We start from the raw sequence: 16310 nt of genomic DNA on the forward strand, positions 1-16310 counted from the left end.
TGGTGAAGACACCACTCACGACCCAGCAGGAGTGTCAGCAGCTGACCAGGAGCCCGGTGATCGCCGTGCAGGTCGACGACGCGGTGTCGTTGGCCGCGTTCGGATCGGCGACGGAACTCTGCGTGATCTTCGCGGTCGTCTTGACCGGCCCGACGGTCAGCAGCCCGGTCGCCACCGAGAACTTGGCGGTGGCACTGGCTCCGGAGGCGAGCGACGGGAAGTCACAGTTGACGACCTTCGTGCCGCCCGGGTTCGAGCAGGACGGCGAGCCGGTGAAGCGCAGCCCGTTGCCGAGGGCCGACGCCACCCGGATCCCGGACGCCGCGGCCGGGCCGGCGTTCGTCACCTTGACCGTGTACTCGATCGACGACGTCAGGAGCCCGCGCGGGGACGCGGTCAGTGTGACCCCGAGATCGGCGGCGGTCGTGCCACCGGTGACGGTCAGGACGGGGCCGTCGAAAGTCTCGAAACTGTAGTTCTCACCCAGGAACTGGTGCCGCAGGGTCACCGGGCCGAGCGGGGCGTCGTCCTTGATCCGCAGGGTGAAAGTCACCTTGCGGCTGTCTCCGGGAGCCACGTCCCCGACCCCGCCGCGGATGCTCACGACGTGCGAGCTGCAACTGAGCGCGCCCGGGCACGAGACGACATCGGCGATCCCCGTGAGCGGGGTCTCGGCGGTGTAGAGCGTCGCCGCCCCGCCCTCGATGGCCGCGTCCGTGAGCGCGTTGTACAGCGAGTGCTCGACGGTGAACGTCTGTCCACGCTGGACAGTGGTCGGGCTTACCACCACCGAACTGGTGGGAGTCTCGGCGGAGGCGGGCGCCGGAGACACGAGCGTGATGGTGGCGGCCGCGACCACGAGCGACAGAAGTGTGGCTCTTCGAAGCTTCATCGGTTCTCACAATCCCGGACGTCGGTGCGGACAACGATCAGTCGCCGGGTGGCAGGCGTTCGTTACCGGTGTTTCCCGCCGGATGGCACGCCGCTCTCACCCGCTCGGAGCAACCCGCCCGCGTGTTCCAGGTGCGCAGCACCCGTCTTCGGTCAGCAGTTCGATCACCACGCTCGTTCCCAAGCTGTGACCAACGCCGGCTAGCTCGCGCCTTCGCCGCGAAGCGCGGGAATCAGGTTCGCCTCCTCATAGGCGAAGTGCTCTTCGAGTCCCTTCACGACGCGCTCGAACTCCTCGCGTAGCGCGGCGCGTTCGATCTCCCCCTTGCCTTGCAGCAGCCGATCGAGATCGCGCAGTGCTCGGGACACGGTCTCGTGCTCCTGACGCAGCCGCTTCAGCGCCGGCGCGAGCCCGGGATGGGCCTTCTCGATCGCGGTGAACGCGCCGTCCTCGCGGAGATGGTGCATGCGCAGGTCGTTGCAGAAGGTCACGCAATGGCCGAGCAGTTCGCCCCGCAGCTCTGTCCGGCGCGCGGCGGGCGCGCCGTCGAGTTCGGCCCGCGCCGCCGCCAGCGTCTTGCGGAGCTCCCCGTGGTGGACGAGCAGCTGATCGGCGATCGCCCGGCCGCGGGCGGCGTCGACCTCCAAGAGATGCAGCGCGAAACCCGGTTCCCCGCCTTCGAGCGGCACGGCACGCGCGGCATGCGGCACGCCGTCGATTTCCAGTGTCGCTTGTGGACTGACCAGAAGGTCGCGATACCAAGGTGAATCGCCGTCGGGCGCGAACACCAGGTACCGGCTTCCGGACGGGCGGCAGTCGACACGAGTGGTGCGGGGACGCCCCGTTCCGGCGTCCGCGGTGGTCATCAGCACCGGTACTCCCCAGGTAGCATCATCGTGAAAGCTATTTTGCTTTGCAAGCAAAGCCTCTTTGCTTGCAAAGGTATCCAGGAGGGTGGCCGGTGTCAACCGAGGACATGGAAGTCGACGACGCCGTGCGGGCTTTGCTGCTGCTCATGCCGCGGATGGTCGGGCGCGCGAAGCGGATCAAGATCCCCGAAGAGCTCCAGTCGCTGTCACTGGCTCCGCGTCACCTGTCCCTGTTGTCGTACCTGCTCTTCGACGGGCCCATGACGGTGAACGAACTGGCCGAACGGCTCGAGGTCGCCCCGACCACGGTGAGCCTGATGGTCGGCGAGCTGACCAAGAAGGACGTGCTCGACCGGCGCGAGGACGAAGCGGACCGGCGGCGGCGGATCGTCGCGATCGCCGAGCGGATGCGGCCCGCGATCGACGGCTGGCTCGCGCAGGGCGCCCGCGCCTGGCAGAAGGCGCTCACGCCGTTGACCCCGGCCGAACGGCGCCTGTTCATCGATACCCTGCGCGCCTACGAAGACGGACTGACCGACTAGGAGGAGCGGTGCGGCCTGCGTGTCGACGGGATGGGACTGCATCCGCCCGCCTCGGCGACGACCGTCCGCGTCCGCGGCGGCGAGGCACTGCTCACGGACGGTCCGTTCGCCGAGACGAAGGAACAGATCGGCGGGATCGACATCCTCGAACGCGACAGCCGTGAACAGGCCGTCGAGGCGGCGAAGAGCCACCCGTGGGCCGCGATCGGCACGATCGAGGTCCGCGAACTGCTCTAGGTGATCCGGACGGTGACCTGGTTGTCGGTGTAGGTGTAGGCCACGTATTCGAATTCGACGCCGGTGCGTTCGACGTATTCCAGCCACGCCTTGTACTCGTGCCGCTGCCAGCCAGGATAGTTGAAGAACTCGTCGAAATGCACGATGCTGCCCGACCGCAGCCGCGGGCCGACCAGATCGAGCACGGTTTTCGCGGAGCTGTACAGATCGCCGTCCACGTGAAGGAAATCGACGACGCCTTCGTGCCGCTCGAGAAAACCGGGAAGCGTGTCCGCGAAAAGGCCGACGACGAGTTCGGCGCCGGGGACGTCCGGCAGGTCGTCGCGCGCGAACGAACCGGCTGGCATCCCGTTGAGCCAGTTCTCCGGTAATCCTTGGAACCAGTCGAATCCGTAGGTCTCGACACCACCACGGGCCCTGGCGATCGCGCCCAGTGTGTTCCCGGTCGCGACGCCGAATTCGAGGGCCATTCCTCCGGACGGGGCAAGGGAAAGCGCGTACGCGAGCGTCTCTTCCGGACTCGCGAAATGCTTGGTCCCGGTCAGCTGCTCACGGGCGAAACGATTGCTGTCCTTTGCCGCGTCCTGGTCGCCAGCGTAGATGATGTCGCGACGGCTCCGGATTTCGAACTCGACGATCCGATCGAAACAGCGATCCCCCTGCCGGACGATCTCTTCGCGCAGTTCCGCGACGACCCGTTCCAATTCCTCCGTATAAGGATCATGGAATCGGCGGGCGAGCCGGTGCAGGCCCCGGCCGAGCGTGCCACGGGCCGACCGGCCCAAGGTTTTCAGGGCTGAATGGGGTACCAGGTGACGCATCCCGGGACGATACACCAGGGCCATCCGGGTGAACGGGACCGGAACGTGCGGGGTCGGTTTCGTTGCGGTAACCGAGGGGTCCGCTCCTAGCATCGGGATCACCGCCGGCATTCGGTTGCCGGCACGGGAAAAGGGAGCACGATGAGCAGGATCGTCATCTTCGGGGCGGGCGGACGCGGCGGGCGCCGGGCCGTCGCCGAAGCCGTGAGCCGCGGGCACCGGGTCACCGCCGCGGTGCGGGATCCCGGCCGCCACAAGGATCTCGCCGGGGACAACGTCACCTTGACCGCCGCCGACGTCACCGTCGCGGACGACGTCGCGAAGGCCGCCGCCGGGCACGACGCCGCGATCAGTTCCATCTACCGCGCGGATCTCCCGTCACGCGAGTATTACCCGGCCGCCGCGCACGCGCTGATCGACGGCCTCGGCCGGGCCGGTGTCGCGAGACTGGTGGTCGTCGGCGTCGGGTCGGCGCTGGAGATCGCCCCGGGCGTCGCTTTCCACGACCAGCCGGGCTGGCCACCCGAACACCGCGAGTTCTCGCTCGGGCACACGGCGGAACTGGAGGTCTTCCGTGCGTCCGGCGAAGGACTCGACTGGGTGGTCGTCGCGCCGCCGCCGGTGATGCTCGACGAGCACGCCGGGCGCACGGGCGAGTACCGCAGCGGGGACCACCGGGTGCTGCCGCGCGCGGCGGACGCGGGGCCGTTCTCCTACGCGGATCTCGCGGTCGCGCTGGTCGACGAGATCGAGCGGCCGAAACATTCCCGGGTCATGGTCGCGATCGACCACTGACGGTGGCCTGGACTGTTCGGAGATGATGTCGCGAAAGCCACTTTCGGGACACCAGGCGTCTCGAAAGTGGCTTTCGCGACACGATCGCCGGCACCCCAAGTACTTTCGCGCCACGGTCGCCGGCACCCCAAGTACATGAAGGCCCCCTTCATTGCGTCTAGCGCAGTGAAGGGGGCCTTCATGTACTTGCAGGCCAACGTGGGCCTAGCGCTCCGGCGCGTCGCCGCCGTTCTGCTCGGCCAGGAACCGCTCGAACTCTTTGCCCAGCTCCTCGGCGGTCGGCATGTGCTCGACCGATTCCGCGAGCAGGCTCTCCTTGCCGGACGCCTCCATGAACGTGTCGTACTGCTGCTCCAGCGCGCGCACGACGTCGGCGACCTTCTCCGATCCGGCGACCTGGCGGGCGATCTCGGCCTCCGCCTCGTGCGAGGCCTCACGCAGGTCGCCGTCCGGCAGGTTCAGCCCGGTCGCCGCGGCGACGGCGCCGAGCAGGTTCAGCGCGGCGCTCGGGTACGTCGAGTCCGCCAGGTAGTGCGGCACGTGCGCCGCGAATCCGGACGCGTCGTGCCCCCACTCGCCGAGGCGGAACTCCAGCAGCCCGGCGATACTGCCCGGCACCTGCATCCGGTTGGGCAGCGGACGGTGCTCGCCGACGAGTTCGTTCCGCGTCGCGTGCGCGGTCACGCCCAGCGGGCGGGTGTGCGGCGCGCCCATCGGGATGCCGTGGAAACCGGTGGTGAGCCGGACGTCCCAGCGTTCGACCAGCCCGCGCACGGCCGCGCAGAACCGCTCCCAGTCGTGATCCGGTTCCGGCCCGGTGAGCAGCAGGAACGGCACCCCGGCGGCGTCGTGCAGCAGGTGGACGACCAGTTCGGGGGCGTCGTAGGCCTCCCAGTGGTCGATGGAGTAGGTCATCGCCGGGCGGCGCGAGCGGTAGTCGATGAGGCGATCGACGTCGAACCGCGCGATCACCCGGTGCTCGGAGGAGTTCAGGAGCTGCTCGGCGACGAGCTTGCCCGCCGAACCCGCGTCCATGAAGCCGTCGAAGTAGTGCAGGAGCACGGCCCCGCCGAGGTCAGGGACGTCCGAGTCCACCTCGTACAGGTCTTCCGGGTCCAGCGCCACCAGATCCTCCAGGTTTCGTGGGTACGACCGTCCACCGATGCCAACGCCCCGATAGGGGGTATCCATTCCGCCGACGGTGGCTTGGATCCTATCGGTCCGTGACAGCCGTCGTGGGCGGTCCGCACGGACGTGGTGCAGGGTGGAGGGGTGACAGAAGAGACGCTCGGCCTGCGCCCGCCCGCCAATCGGGTGAGCAGGCGCGCCATCGGCTACTGGACGGTGTGGGCCGCGGTCGGCTGGGTGATCCTCATCGCGGCGCAGACGGTGTTCGTGCTCACGAGCGACGACGCGCCGACGTGGCTCACGGTGACCTTGACGATCTCCTGCGTGATCGCGCCGCTGCATCTGCTGGTCATGCCGCAGTGGCGCTACCGGATCCACCGCTGGGAGGTCACCGGCGAGGCCGTGTACACCCAGGAAGGCTGGCTCAGCCAGGACTGGCGGATCGCGCCGATCTCGCGGATCCAGACCGTCGACATCGAACGCGACCCGGTCGAGCAGCTGTTCCGGCTGGCGAAGATCACCGTGACGACGGCCTCGGCCGCGGGCCCGGTCAAGATCGCCGGTCTCGACCACACCGAAGCGCTGAAGCTGGCCGCGGAGCTCACGAAGACCACTCAGGCCACTCCCGGTGACGCGACGTGAGCACCGAGGCGCTCCCGGACGCCGGCGGCCAGTGGCACCGGCTCGACCGCCGCATGCTGCTGATCCGCCCCGTGCTCGACGTCGTGAAATCGCTGCCGGTGCTGATCGGGACGGTGATCCTCGGCCGGGGCAACGGCTGGGAATGGTTCGGGCTCGGCGTGACCGCGCTGACCGTGTTCGTGGGGGTCTCGCACGTGCTCACCTCGCGGTACCGCATCGCCGACGGTCAGGTGGAATGGACCACCGGCCTGTTGCTGCGCAAACATCGCGCGATCCCGCTGGACCGGGTGCGCACGGTCGACGTCACCTCGGAACCCAAGCACCGCCTGTTCTCCCTCAGCGCCGTGCGCATCGGCACCGGACGGCATTCACCCGCCCAGGGCGCGAACGGCGACCAGCTGGTGCTCGACGCCGTCAGCCGGACCGAGGCCGACCGGCTGCGCACGGTTCTCTTGCACCGCAAGGAGATCACCACCGAAGCCGAGGCGCCGCCGCCCGAGCAGGTCGTGGCGGAGGTCGACCGCAGGTGGGTGCGGTACGCGCCGTTCACCCTGTCCGGCCTAGCCGTGGTGGGCGCGATCTTCGCCGCGGTCTGGCATTTCGCGCACCAGCTGAACATCGCCCCGGAGAACGTCGGCCCGCTGCGGGATCTCCTGGACGATCTGGCGAACACGGCGGTGTGGCTGATCGTGGTCGTCGCGGCGGTCGCCCTGCTCGTGGTCGTCTCCCTGCTTTCCGTCGGCGGCTACGTGCTGTCGTTCTGGAACTTCAAGCTCACCCGGGAGACGGAAGGCACGCTGCACGTCCGGCGCGGGCTGATCACCACGCGGTCGGTGTCCATCGAAGAAGAACGGCTTCGCGGCGTCGAGGTGAAGGAGCCGCTGCCGCTGCGGATCGCGGGCGGGGCGCGGCTCACCGCGATCGTGGGCGGGTTGCGTGAGGGCAAGGGCGGGGACAAGGGAGGTGGGCTGCTCCTGCCGCCCGCGCCCGTGGGCCGGGTCCACGAGGTCGCGGCCGAAGTGCTGCGGGAGAACTTCGACCCGGCCACCGTCCCGCTCGACCGGCATCCCCGGCGGGCGCTGACCAGACGGCTCACTCGCGCGGTCGGCGGCGTGCTGATCCTGGCGGCCGCCCTCTTCGGCCTGGCGTGGATCGATTTCCTGCCGTCCTGGATGTGGCAGGTCGCGCTCGGCCTGGTCCCGCTCGCCGCGCTGGTGGGCTGGGACCGCTACCGCAACCTCGGCCACGCGATCGTCGGGCGGTACCTGGTCAGCCGGTCGGGTTCACTGGCACGGGCGACGGTGGCGATCCGGCGCGAGGGCCTCACCGGCGTCGTCGTCAGCCGCTCGTTCTTCCAGCGCCGCGCCGGATTGATCACCGTGACGGCCCCGATCGCGGCGGGCAAGGGCGGCTACCGGGTGGTCGACGTCGGCGAATCGGCCGGGCTGGCGATGGCGGAGCAGGCGGCGCCAGGTCTCCTCACGCCGTTCCTGCGCCGGGAGGTTCAGCGGTAGCCGGTGACGTCCGCGGGAAGGCCGGGATCCTGGACCTCGACGAGATAGCGCCAGCAATCGGGACGGCTGCCGTCGAGGTCGGTGAATCCGTATTCCTTCGCCAATTCGCCACTGGACACCGATTTCCCGTTCCAGCGGGCGACTTCCGCGTCACCGGCCAGTGCCGCGACCGCCCTGCCGACGAACGCCGGGCTTTCAGAAATGGCGAAATGCGGCTGCACCTTCGTCGCGTCCCGCCAATTCTCTTCGGTCACCCGATAAGCGTCGAGCATCGCTTCGGAACGCAACCAGCCCGGCGTGACGGCGACCGCGGTACCGCCATGCGGCGCCAATTCGTGCCCGAGCGCGAACGCCATCCGGTTCACCGCGGTCTTGGCGAGATCGTAGAAGAACGAAACCCGGTAGTTCTCCGAGTTGTACGCGGCGGTGCCGTCGTTGACCTCGACGACCAGCGCGCCCGGATTCCTGATCATGAGCGGAAGCGCGAAATGGCTGGTGATGGCGTGGGTGTCGATCGCGAGCCGCAGGGTCCGCAGTCCGACGTCCAAAGTGGACTCCCAGACCGACTTTCCCCATTCGATGGGCGCCCCGTAGATGTCGTTGACCAGCACGTGCAACGCACCCTGTTCGGCGTCGATCCGTTCCACCAGTTCGCGGACCTCGTCCGCCGCCAAATGGTCCACGGCGATCGCGATCCCGCGTCCGCCCGCCTCGTCGACGAGCGCCGCCGTCTCCTCGATCGTCTCCGGGCGGTTCATTTCCGATCGCCGGGAACCGGTACTGCGACCGGTCACGTAAACGGTCGCGCCCGCGGCGCCCAGCTGGACCGCTATTCCCCGCCCTGCCCCGCGAGTCGCCCCGGCGACCAACGCGATCTTGCCGGTCAATGGCTTTCCCATGGGCCGAACCTAGCAAGAAGTCCGCTTGTTCGTTGACCAAAGACCCTGGTCCGCAATTCACACAATGTGCTAGTTTCTTGACTCTTCGTGATTCTCCGGCGAGAGGTCGAGATGACGCCTGCCGCACGATCCGTGAACCCCACCGCCCCGCCGAAACGCACCCCCGGCGCCAGCAGCTCGCGCAAAGTACTGCAGCTGCTGCTCTCCTTTTCCGAACGCCGCTGGGACGCGAGCGTCGCCGAACTCGCGGCGAGGATCGGCACCCCGGTCGCCACGACCTATCGCTATGTCGCGCTGCTGAAGGAACTCCAGCTCCTGGAGGAGGGCAGGACGGGGCGCTATCACGTGACGAGCCAGGTGATGCCGCTCGCGCGGGCCGCGCAGCTGGCCAACGACCTCGCCCGGCTGGCCCGTCCGGCGATGGAGGAGGCGGCCCGCGACCTCGGCGAGACGGTGCTGCTGTTCCAGCATTTCGGCGAATCCGCGGTCTGCGCGGACCGGGTCGAATGCGAACGCGCGATGCGTTTCACCTTCCAGCCGGGGCATTCCGTCCCACTCGGCACCGGCGCGTCGGGCAAGATGCTGCTCGCGATGCTGCCGGAGGGCGAACGAGAAAGACGCCTTTCGTCGATCGTCCAGCGCCGCGGCCCGAGCGTGCGGGAAGAGGTCAAACGCGCCGGGACGAACCGGTTCGCGGTCAGCTGGGGCGAGCTGGACGACGGCGTCTGGTCGTGTTCCGTGCCGATCCCGAGCACCGGGCACCGGCCCGCGGTGCTGACGCTGGCCGCCCCCGCCACCCGGATCGGTGACGACGCGAAGCGGGCCGCCATCGTCGCGCTCCAGTCGTACGCGAGCCGGATCCACCGCGCCGTTTCGTCGTTCGCCCTCTGATCACGCGTGTCGTCCGCCTGATCACGCGTGTCGTCCATCCGGTCACGGGAACCTCGCCGCTAATTCACGCGCCCCACGCGCCGCGGCGGGGTAGAACTCGAACCGTGATCCGACTCGCCACCCCCGACGACCTGCCCGCGCTCCAGGAGATCGAACGCGCCGCCGGCGAACCGTTCCGCGCGCTCGGCATGGCCGCGATCGCCGACGACGACCCGCCGTCGATCGCGGACCTCACGGCCTTCCAGTGCGCGGACCGGGCCTGGGTGTGGGACGCGGGCGACGGACCGGTGGCGTACCTGCTCGCCGAGATCGTCGACGGCCACGGCCATATCGAGCAGGTGTCCGTCCATCCGGATCACGCGCGCCGGGGCCTCGGGCGGCGGCTGATCGAGCACGCCGCGGAGTGGGCTTCGCGCGAAGGGCTCGCCGGGCTGACGCTGACGACGTACACCGAGGTGCCGTGGAACGCGCCGTACTACGCCCGGCTCGGCTTCGTGACGCTCGACGAGGAGAGCCTCACAGACGGCCTCCGAGCCGTCCGGGACCACGAAATCGCCCGCGGCCTGGACGCGTGGCCGCGGGTGACCATGCGGAGATGACCCGCCCGGGGGGTCGGATTGGCGACGGGCATCGAACATGTGTTCTACTGTCGGCGCCGGCCCCGGAGGGGGAAGCTCCGCGGGCCGGCACCGGACTTCAGGGAGGCACGGATGGCCGTCAAGATCACCCATCTCACCAATGGGCAGCAGGTGCGCTTCGCCAACGCGGACGGCGCCCGGCGCTACGCCGAGATCATCGGCGGCGGGGTCGACAAATGGCGGTTCACCGTGGTCAGCGGGCACGACCGCCCGGAATTGTCGGGGCGGGTCGTTAATGTGCCGGTATGGCGTATGACTTCCAGGTGACGGTGGACTCCGCCCGTCCGCACGCCCTCGCGGACTGGTGGGCCGAGATGCTCGGGTGGCGGGTCGAGGAGAGCAACGAGGAGTTCATCCGCGAGATGGTCTCCGCGGGTTACGCCGCCGAAGAAGCGACGACCACGCACAACGGTGTCCTGGTGTGGAAGGACGGCGCGGCGATCGTCCATCCGGAGACCGGGCAGCGGTTCCTCTTCCAGCTGGTGCCCGAGGGGAAGACGGTCAAGAACCGGCTGCACCTCGACATCCGGATGGGGGCGGGCAGGATCGAGGCCGAGCTCGAGCGGCTGACCGCGCGCGGCGCGACGTTCCTGCACCGCGGCAAGCAAGGGCCCGCCGAGTGGATCACGATCGCGGACCCGGAGGGCAACGAACTCTGCCTCTCCTGAGGCGGGCCTGCGAGGGCCCGCCACTGGGGGTGTCATGAAGGGACCTGGTCCCGTCGGCTGTGCCCTTCATGACCGAGCGCGCGGCCCTCGTGCGCGTCGCGCCTCGCGTGAGGCGTGACAGTCGTGGGTGTTCCCCGGTCGTTCCGGCGGCCCGGGAACACCCACGACGATCCGGCTACCGGTCCGCGCGCCAGATCCGGCTGCGCAGGTCGGCGCCGCGGATCACCTGGACTCGCCACGGCGTCAGGCGAAGCACATGCAGCCGCGGGTCGGACGGTGCCTGCCAGAAATTGCCGAGCGGGTAGCCGGCGCCGCGCGGGCTGGTCTTGCGGTACAGGTCCCACACATGCTCCTTGACCGAGGGCTCGTTGTCCCAGACGGCCACCGCGTCGATCGCCACCGAGTTGTTCCCCGGTGCCCAGTAAGAGAAATTGGTATGCGGGTTGCCTTCGAGATGGGCCGCCTTCACCGGGGTCCGAAAGGTGGCCAGCCAGCCGAGCGGACGGCCGTCGACCTTTTCCCACACCGGGATGAGCACGCGGATTCGCGGGCGGTTCTGGGCGTCGACGGTCACCATCGTGGCGTAGTTGATGGCTCCCACGTAGCTGTCGAACTCCGCTTCCAGCTCACCGAAGTCCCGGGTCGTCGTGCTCATGCGGCGCTCCTGAAGGATTCGACGGCGCGCGACAGGCTGGCCGCGCCGTGTCCGGCCGCGATCTGCCGGTCGATCAGGTCCTTGATCGGGAGCAGGGTGTCCGGCGGGACGTCCAGCGCCCGGCTGGCGCGGATGATCGTGCTCAGCCCCGCCTGGTTCATCGCCAGGCTGGACTCGCCACCGGTGTAACCGCCGCGGTCGATCTCCTCGGCGAAGGTGGTCAGCGCCGGGAACGAATCCGCCAGCCAGGACAGCAGCATCGGCGTCAGCTCGGTGGCGCGCACCCCGGCCGCCGACGCCATCGCCGTGGCGTGCAGGAAACCGCCGATCATGCCGTACATCCCGGCCAAGATGGCGACGTCGTAGCCCGACGCGAGACCGGCGTCGGCGCCGAGGAAAGTGCCTTTACCCAACAGATCCAGCGTCGGCTGCCAGCGCTGGTGAACCTCCTGGGCGCCGCTGTAGCTGATCGACGATCCTGCGGTGCCGATCGTCTGCGGCACCGCGTAGACGGCTCCGTGCAGGTACCGCGCGCCGTGCTCGGCGGCCCAGGTGGCCAGCTCACGCGCGTCCTCCGGCCCGCCGGAGGTGACGTTGACCAGCGCGCGCCCGGCGACGGCATCGCCCGCCGTCGTCAGGACCTGCCGGGCGACGGTGGCATCGAGCAGCGCGACGAGCACGAGGTCGCTCGACGCGATCGCCTCCGCGGCCGTGGCCGCCGCCGTCGCCCCGGCGGCGACGAGCGCGTCCGCCTTGGCGGCGTCGCGATTCCAAACGGTCGTGGGAATCCCTTGGCGCAAGAAGGTTTCGGCCAGCGCGTGGCCCAGGTTGCCGAGGCCGATCACGGCGACTCGGTCAGGTGTCGTACTCATGTGACCAGCCTCGTGGCCGGCACTTCCCGCTGCCAGTGACACTGATGACCGGAAGCACCAAATTCGTGCCATAGGCTGTGCCCATGAGCGCTGGTTCGGTCGCCCTGGTCGTCCCCGACGAGATCGGGATCGCCTTCTGGGACCTGTACGAGGTGAGCATCCCCGCCACCGTTTTCGGGATGCCCCAGCCCGATCTCGCCGATCCCTGGTACGACCTGCGGCTGTGCGGAACCGGCGACCGGTCCGAGGCGGTGGCTCCCGGGTTCGCGCTGCGCACCCCGTACCGGCTCGACGACATCGTCGGCGCCGACACCGTCATCGTGTCATCGGTACCGGACGAGGTCCTCAGCGACGGCGCGCCGGTCTCCCCCGAGCTGATCAGCGCGTTACGGCGCGCCCACGACGCGGGCGCGCGGATGGTCTCGCTGTGCTCCGGCGCCTTCGCGCTCGCCGAGGCCGGGCTGCTCGACGGACGTCGGGCGACCTCGCACTGGATGCACACCACGGCGCTGGCCGAGCGGTTCCCCGAGGTCGAAGTCGACGACTCCGTGCTCTACGTGGACGACGGCGACGTGCTCACCAGCGCCGGGATGACCGCCGGCCTCGACCTGTGCCTGCATCTGGTCCGGCGCGACCTCGGGGCGCACGTGGCCAACCAGCTGGCCCGCCGGATGGTCGTGCCCGCGCACCGGCCGGGCGGACAGGCCCAGTTCATCGATCTTTCCGTTCCCGCCACCGACGACCAGGGGCTGGCACCGGTGCTCGACTGGGCGAGGGCCCATCTCGACCGGCCGTTGACGATCGAAGATCTCGCCCGGCGCGCCATGATGAGCCGCCGGACCTTCTACCGGCGCCTCCAGCAGGCGACCGGCACGACACCGCTCCAATGGCTGCTGACCCAGCGGCTTTCCCGGGCGCAGAGCCTGCTGGAATCGACCGCCCTGCCGGTGGAGCGGATCGCGGAGCTCAGCGGTCTCGGCACCGCGAACAACCTGCGCCACCACTTCCTGAAACAGGTCGGCGTCTCGCCCGGCGCCTACCGGAACGCGTTCCCGCGGCAGCCACCGGTGACCGCCGCCGCGGGATGACAGCCGCCAGACGGTGTCCAGGAAGTCCTGCCACGCCTCGGTCGCCGCGGTCGTGAGTGGCGTTTCGGGTTCTAACCCGAAACGCCACTCACGACCCGGCACCAGCGGACTCGCAGGACACCTGGCCTAGGCGAGCTTGTCCAGCGCACGCGGCAACGCCGTCGTGAGCAGGTCGAGCTCGGCCTCGCCCGCGATCAGCGGCGGCGACACCGCGATCCCCTTGGCGAGGTTCCGCACGAGGACGCCTTCGTCCCGCGCCAGCCGCTGCAACCGGTTCGCCGCGCCGGGGTTCGCCTCGATGACTTCGGCCTTCAGCTCGACCGCGCCGAGGAAGCCGAGGCCGGCCCGGACCTCCGCCACCAACGGATGCGAAGCGAGCCCGGAAAGCGCGTCCGCCAGCGGTTTCTCCAGTTCCCGCCCGCGCGGGATCAGCCCGTCGCGCTCGTAGATGTCCAGTGTCGCGTTCCCCGCGGCGCAGGCGACCGGATGCCCGGCGTAGGTCGCGCCGTGCCGCAGCACCGGCGCACCGGGCGAGCCGGTGAAGAACGGCTCGGCCACCCTCGGCGCGACGATCAGCGCGCCCAGCGGGATCGTGCCGCCGGTGATGCCCTTCGCGGTCGTGATCATGTCCGGTTTCACCGCCCACCGGTCGATCCCGAACCAGGTACCCAGCCGCCCGAACGCGGCGATCACGCAGTCCGCGACGAACAGCACGTCGTGCTTGCGGCAGATCCCGGCGACCGTCTCGATGTACCCGTCCGGGGGAAGGAGGACGCCGCCCGCGCCGATCACCGGTTCGCAGAAGAACGCCGCGACCCGCTCCGGCCCGACCCGCAGGATCTCGGCTTCGAGCGCTTCGGCGCTGTCGTAGGGGACGTGCGAGATGTCGCCCGGCAGCGGCCCGAAGCCCGCCGCGTTGGCCGCGATGCCGCCGACGGCCGTGCCGAAGCCGTGCGTGCCGTGGTAACCCTGCACCCGGCCGATGACGTGCACCTTCTCCGGGCGCCCGGTGTGGGCGAAGTACGAACGGGCGAGCTTGACCGCGGTGTCGATGACGTCGCCGCCGCCCGACCCGAAGAACACCTTCGAGCCCGGTTCGGGTGCCAGCGCGGAGACGCGTTCGGCGAGCTTCAGCGCGGGCTTGTTGGCGTTGTAGCCGAACAGGTTGTACGAGTCGAGCGTCCGCAACTGGTCGGCGACGGCGAGCGCGATCTCCTCGCGCCCGTGCCCGAAGTTCGCGTACCAGAGCGACGCCGTCGCGTCGAAGTACCGCTCGCCTTCGTCGTCCCAGACGTAGGAACCCTCACCGCGGGTGATGACGAGCCGGTCGCCGTCGACCGCTCCCATGTCCGCGAAGGGGTGCCACAGCGGATTGCGCGCGGACGCCGACGAAACCATGATCTTCCTCCTCGTGCTCGTGCCCCCATCCTCACCCGGATCCGGCCGGAACGCGAACACTCCATCGTGCACAGTTCGCGGCGCGGACTTGTCCGGCTTGTCGGCCCGGTCGGCGTCCGTGTCGCGAAAGCCACTTTCGGGACATCCCACGTCTCGAAAGTGGCTTTCGCGACACGCGCCCGAACCACCTGGGCAGGCCGCCGACGTTGCGAAAGCCACTTTCGCAACCTTCAACGTTGCGAAAGTGGCTTTCGCAACGCGCGAAAAAGCGCCCTCACGACTCCCGTCGGTCGTAAGCCGCCAGAAGCTGCTTCTCCGCATCCCGCAGGTACTTCTCCAGCGCCGTCTCAGCGGGCCCGAACCGCCCCCGCTCCAGATCCCGCAGGATCCGCTCGTGCCGTTCCAGGAACGGCTCGAAGAACGCACGCGTGTTCTCCGCCAGCACGAAGAAGAGCCGCGTCTCCGCCAGCACCTGGCGCATCGTCGTGCTGACCCGCTCGCTGCCCGCCAGATCCCCCAACGCCTGGTGGAACGCGATACTCGCGGTCCCGACGGCCTGCCAGTCGCCTTCACCGGCCGCGGCACGGCCCTCCCGGACCGCCGCCGCGACCGCCGAAAGGTCCACAGTGGACCGCTCGGCCGCGCGCCGCAGCGCACCGCATTCGGTGACCCGCCGCATCACGTAGAGATCCGAGATGTCCTGCGCGGTCAGTTCGCGGACGAACACGCCGCGGTTGAGTTCGTGCACCGCGAGCCGTTCGTGCGCCAGCAGCTGGAAGGATTCGCGCAGGGTGTTGCGCGAGACGCCCAGCGCGGCGCTGATCGACGGTTCCGAAAGCCTCGACCCGGGCGGGAACACGCCTTCGGTGATGCGCTGGCGCAGGATCTCGGCGACCCGTTCCGCCGTCCCGCTCCGTTCGAGCAGGGGTCTGTCGCGGGCCAGCGTCTCCTCGGCGGCGGATGTGGACATGGCGCTACCTGACACCGAGTTCGAAGTCGAGGCTGTACCGGTCGCCCGGCATGGCACCGGCGGCCTTGGCGCCGTCGATGGGAAGCGCGACCCCATTGACGAAGCGCGACTCGTCGCTGGCCAGGAAGACGACGGCTTTCGCGACCTCCCACGCCTCGCCGACCCGCGCCGCCGGCGTGCTCGCGGTCAACTGGTGTTGCTTGGCTTCGAAGTCCTCCGGCGACGCGAGGGTGCCGCGCAGCATGTCCGTGTCGATCGCGCCCGGGTTGACCGTGTTCGCGCGGATCCCCTGGTGCGCGTGCGCGACGGCGATCGACTTCGTCAGGCCGACCAGCGCGTGCTTGGTGGCGTTGTACACCGGGTCGCCGGGGCGGCCCATCACCCCGCCGTTCGACGACGTCGTGATGATGCTGCCCGCCTTGTTCGCGATCATGTGCGGCAGCACCGCTCGAGTGCCCAGGAAGGCCGCGCGCACGTTCAGCGCGAAGATATTGTCGAACTCCGCCAGCGTGGTGTCCACCAGCGGTTTCCCGAGGTGGATGCCGACGTTGTTGAACAGAACGTCGATCCGCCCGGTTTCGGCGGCCACACCGCGCACGAACTCGTCGACCTGTCCTTCGTCGGTGGCGTCCACAAGGGAGTGACGGGCGCCTTCGACGGATTCCGCGGGTTCGCGGATGTCACTGGAGAACACGGTCGCGCCCTCGGCGACGAACTCCTTCACGGTGGCGAGGCCGATACCCCTCGCGCCCCCGAAGACCACCGCGACCTTGCCTGCCAGCCGGCCCATG

At 69.4% G+C, this 16310-nt stretch carries 20 protein-coding genes; 10 read left to right on the top strand and 10 right to left on the bottom strand.

Going from position 1 to position 16310, the window contains the following annotated elements; all coding sequences use genetic code 11:
• Positions 1-34 precede the first annotated feature (34 nt).
• Together ACZ1DY_RS36075 and ACZ1DY_RS36080 are read right to left on the bottom strand one after the other, a co-directional pair.
• On the bottom strand, positions 35-892 hold the full coding sequence (locus ACZ1DY_RS36075; RefSeq protein ID WP_465482355.1) for a hypothetical protein: 858 nt from the start codon (positions 890-892) through the stop codon (positions 35-37).
• A gap of 200 nt (positions 893-1092) precedes the next feature.
• Positions 1093-1758: a nitroreductase/quinone reductase family protein gene (locus ACZ1DY_RS36080; protein WP_465482356.1), complete on the bottom strand. Its 666-nt coding sequence runs from the start codon at positions 1756-1758 to the stop codon at positions 1093-1095.
• Positions 1759-1868: 110 nt separating this feature from the next.
• Here ACZ1DY_RS36080 and ACZ1DY_RS36085 point away from each other — a divergent pair, with 110 nt between their 5' ends.
• The gene (locus tag ACZ1DY_RS36085) at positions 1869-2303 is read left to right on the top strand and encodes a MarR family winged helix-turn-helix transcriptional regulator (protein ID WP_126732862.1); all 435 of its coding nucleotides are present in this window, start codon (positions 1869-1871) and stop codon (positions 2301-2303) included.
• Positions 2304-2333: 30 nt separating this feature from the next.
• Positions 2334-2540: a YciI family protein gene (locus ACZ1DY_RS36090; RefSeq protein ID WP_257484532.1), complete on the top strand. Its 207-nt coding sequence runs from the start codon at positions 2334-2336 to the stop codon at positions 2538-2540.
• Here the strand turns inward: ACZ1DY_RS36090 and ACZ1DY_RS36095 are convergent.
• Positions 2537-3361 carry a class I SAM-dependent methyltransferase gene (locus ACZ1DY_RS36095; RefSeq protein ID WP_257484531.1) on the bottom strand — a complete coding sequence of 275 codons (825 nt, stop codon included), beginning with the start codon at positions 3359-3361 and terminating at the stop codon, positions 2537-2539. The two genes, ACZ1DY_RS36090 and ACZ1DY_RS36095, sit on opposite strands and share 4 nt — an antisense overlap.
• Before the next feature lie 141 nt (positions 3362-3502).
• Between ACZ1DY_RS36095 and ACZ1DY_RS36100 the strand changes: the two genes are divergently transcribed.
• Entirely contained in the window at positions 3503-4156 is a 654-nt protein-coding gene (locus ACZ1DY_RS36100) for an NAD(P)-dependent oxidoreductase (protein WP_257484530.1), read from the top strand.
• 204 nt (positions 4157-4360) lie between these two features.
• Here ACZ1DY_RS36100 and ACZ1DY_RS36105 read toward each other — a convergent pair whose 3' ends face one another.
• Positions 4361-5281 (bottom strand): proteasome assembly chaperone family protein, encoded by a 921-nt coding sequence (locus ACZ1DY_RS36105; RefSeq protein ID WP_465485751.1) that lies wholly within the window; start codon positions 5279-5281, stop codon positions 4361-4363.
• A gap of 147 nt (positions 5282-5428) precedes the next feature.
• On the opposite strand from ACZ1DY_RS36105, the gene ACZ1DY_RS36110 reads away from it, so the two are divergent.
• Positions 5429-5926: a PH domain-containing protein gene (locus ACZ1DY_RS36110; RefSeq protein ID WP_126735651.1), complete on the top strand. Its 498-nt coding sequence runs from the start codon at positions 5429-5431 to the stop codon at positions 5924-5926.
• Entirely contained in the window at positions 5923-7440 is a 1518-nt protein-coding gene (locus tag ACZ1DY_RS36115; RefSeq protein WP_465482357.1) for a PH domain-containing protein, read from the top strand. Before ACZ1DY_RS36110 ends, ACZ1DY_RS36115 begins: the two co-directional genes overlap by 4 nt.
• Here the strand turns inward: ACZ1DY_RS36115 and ACZ1DY_RS36120 are convergent.
• On the bottom strand, positions 7431-8339 hold the full coding sequence (locus tag ACZ1DY_RS36120; protein WP_257484528.1) for an SDR family oxidoreductase: 909 nt from the start codon (positions 8337-8339) through the stop codon (positions 7431-7433). The genes ACZ1DY_RS36115 and ACZ1DY_RS36120 overlap by 10 nt on opposite strands.
• A gap of 111 nt (positions 8340-8450) precedes the next feature.
• Between ACZ1DY_RS36120 and ACZ1DY_RS36125 the strand changes: the two genes are divergently transcribed.
• From ACZ1DY_RS36125 to ACZ1DY_RS36140, 4 genes are all read left to right on the top strand, one after another.
• Complete coding sequence (locus ACZ1DY_RS36125) at positions 8451-9230, top strand: IclR family transcriptional regulator (protein ID WP_465485752.1); 780 nt, start codon at positions 8451-8453, stop codon at positions 9228-9230.
• Positions 9231-9334: 104 nt separating this feature from the next.
• Positions 9335-9829, top strand: coding sequence for a GNAT family N-acetyltransferase (locus ACZ1DY_RS36130; protein ID WP_465482358.1), 495 nt, complete (start codon positions 9335-9337; stop codon positions 9827-9829).
• 111 nt (positions 9830-9940) lie between these two features.
• Positions 9941-10135, top strand: coding sequence for a hypothetical protein (locus ACZ1DY_RS36135; protein ID WP_020631236.1), 195 nt, complete (start codon positions 9941-9943; stop codon positions 10133-10135).
• Positions 10114-10536, top strand: a complete 423-nt coding sequence (locus ACZ1DY_RS36140) for a VOC family protein (protein WP_257484525.1) — start codon at positions 10114-10116, stop codon at positions 10534-10536. Before ACZ1DY_RS36135 ends, ACZ1DY_RS36140 begins: the two co-directional genes overlap by 22 nt.
• Positions 10537-10711: 175 nt before the next feature.
• Here the strand turns inward: ACZ1DY_RS36140 and ACZ1DY_RS36145 are convergent, their stop codons facing one another.
• Both ACZ1DY_RS36145 and ACZ1DY_RS36150 read right to left on the bottom strand, forming a co-directional pair.
• The gene (locus ACZ1DY_RS36145; protein WP_465482359.1) at positions 10712-11191 is read right to left on the bottom strand and encodes a pyridoxamine 5'-phosphate oxidase family protein; all 480 of its coding nucleotides are present in this window, start codon (positions 11189-11191) and stop codon (positions 10712-10714) included.
• Positions 11188-12063 carry an NAD(P)-dependent oxidoreductase gene (locus tag ACZ1DY_RS36150; protein WP_465482360.1) on the bottom strand — a complete coding sequence of 292 codons (876 nt, stop codon included), beginning with the start codon at positions 12061-12063 and terminating at the stop codon, positions 11188-11190. Before ACZ1DY_RS36150 ends, ACZ1DY_RS36145 begins: the two co-directional genes overlap by 4 nt.
• 83 nt (positions 12064-12146) lie before the next feature.
• On the opposite strand from ACZ1DY_RS36150, the gene ACZ1DY_RS36155 reads away from it, so the two are divergent.
• Entirely contained in the window at positions 12147-13151 is a 1005-nt protein-coding gene (locus tag ACZ1DY_RS36155; protein ID WP_465482361.1) for a GlxA family transcriptional regulator, read from the top strand.
• A gap of 126 nt (positions 13152-13277) precedes the next feature.
• On the opposite strand, the gene ACZ1DY_RS36160 is transcribed toward ACZ1DY_RS36155, so the two are convergent.
• The 3 genes from ACZ1DY_RS36160 to ACZ1DY_RS36170 form a co-directional block, all read right to left on the bottom strand.
• Positions 13278-14549 (bottom strand): aminotransferase family protein, encoded by a 1272-nt coding sequence (locus ACZ1DY_RS36160; protein ID WP_465482362.1) that lies wholly within the window; start codon positions 14547-14549, stop codon positions 13278-13280.
• A gap of 274 nt (positions 14550-14823) precedes the next feature.
• Positions 14824-15519: a GntR family transcriptional regulator gene (locus tag ACZ1DY_RS36165; protein WP_126735657.1), complete on the bottom strand. Its 696-nt coding sequence runs from the start codon at positions 15517-15519 to the stop codon at positions 14824-14826.
• A gap of 4 nt (positions 15520-15523) precedes the next feature.
• A complete protein-coding gene (locus ACZ1DY_RS36170) occupies positions 15524-16309 on the bottom strand; it encodes an SDR family NAD(P)-dependent oxidoreductase (protein ID WP_465482363.1) in 786 nt (261 codons plus the stop codon).
• Position 16310 lies beyond the last annotated feature (1 nt).

It is taken from the genome of Amycolatopsis sp. PSD-21 (genome assembly GCF_055561455.1).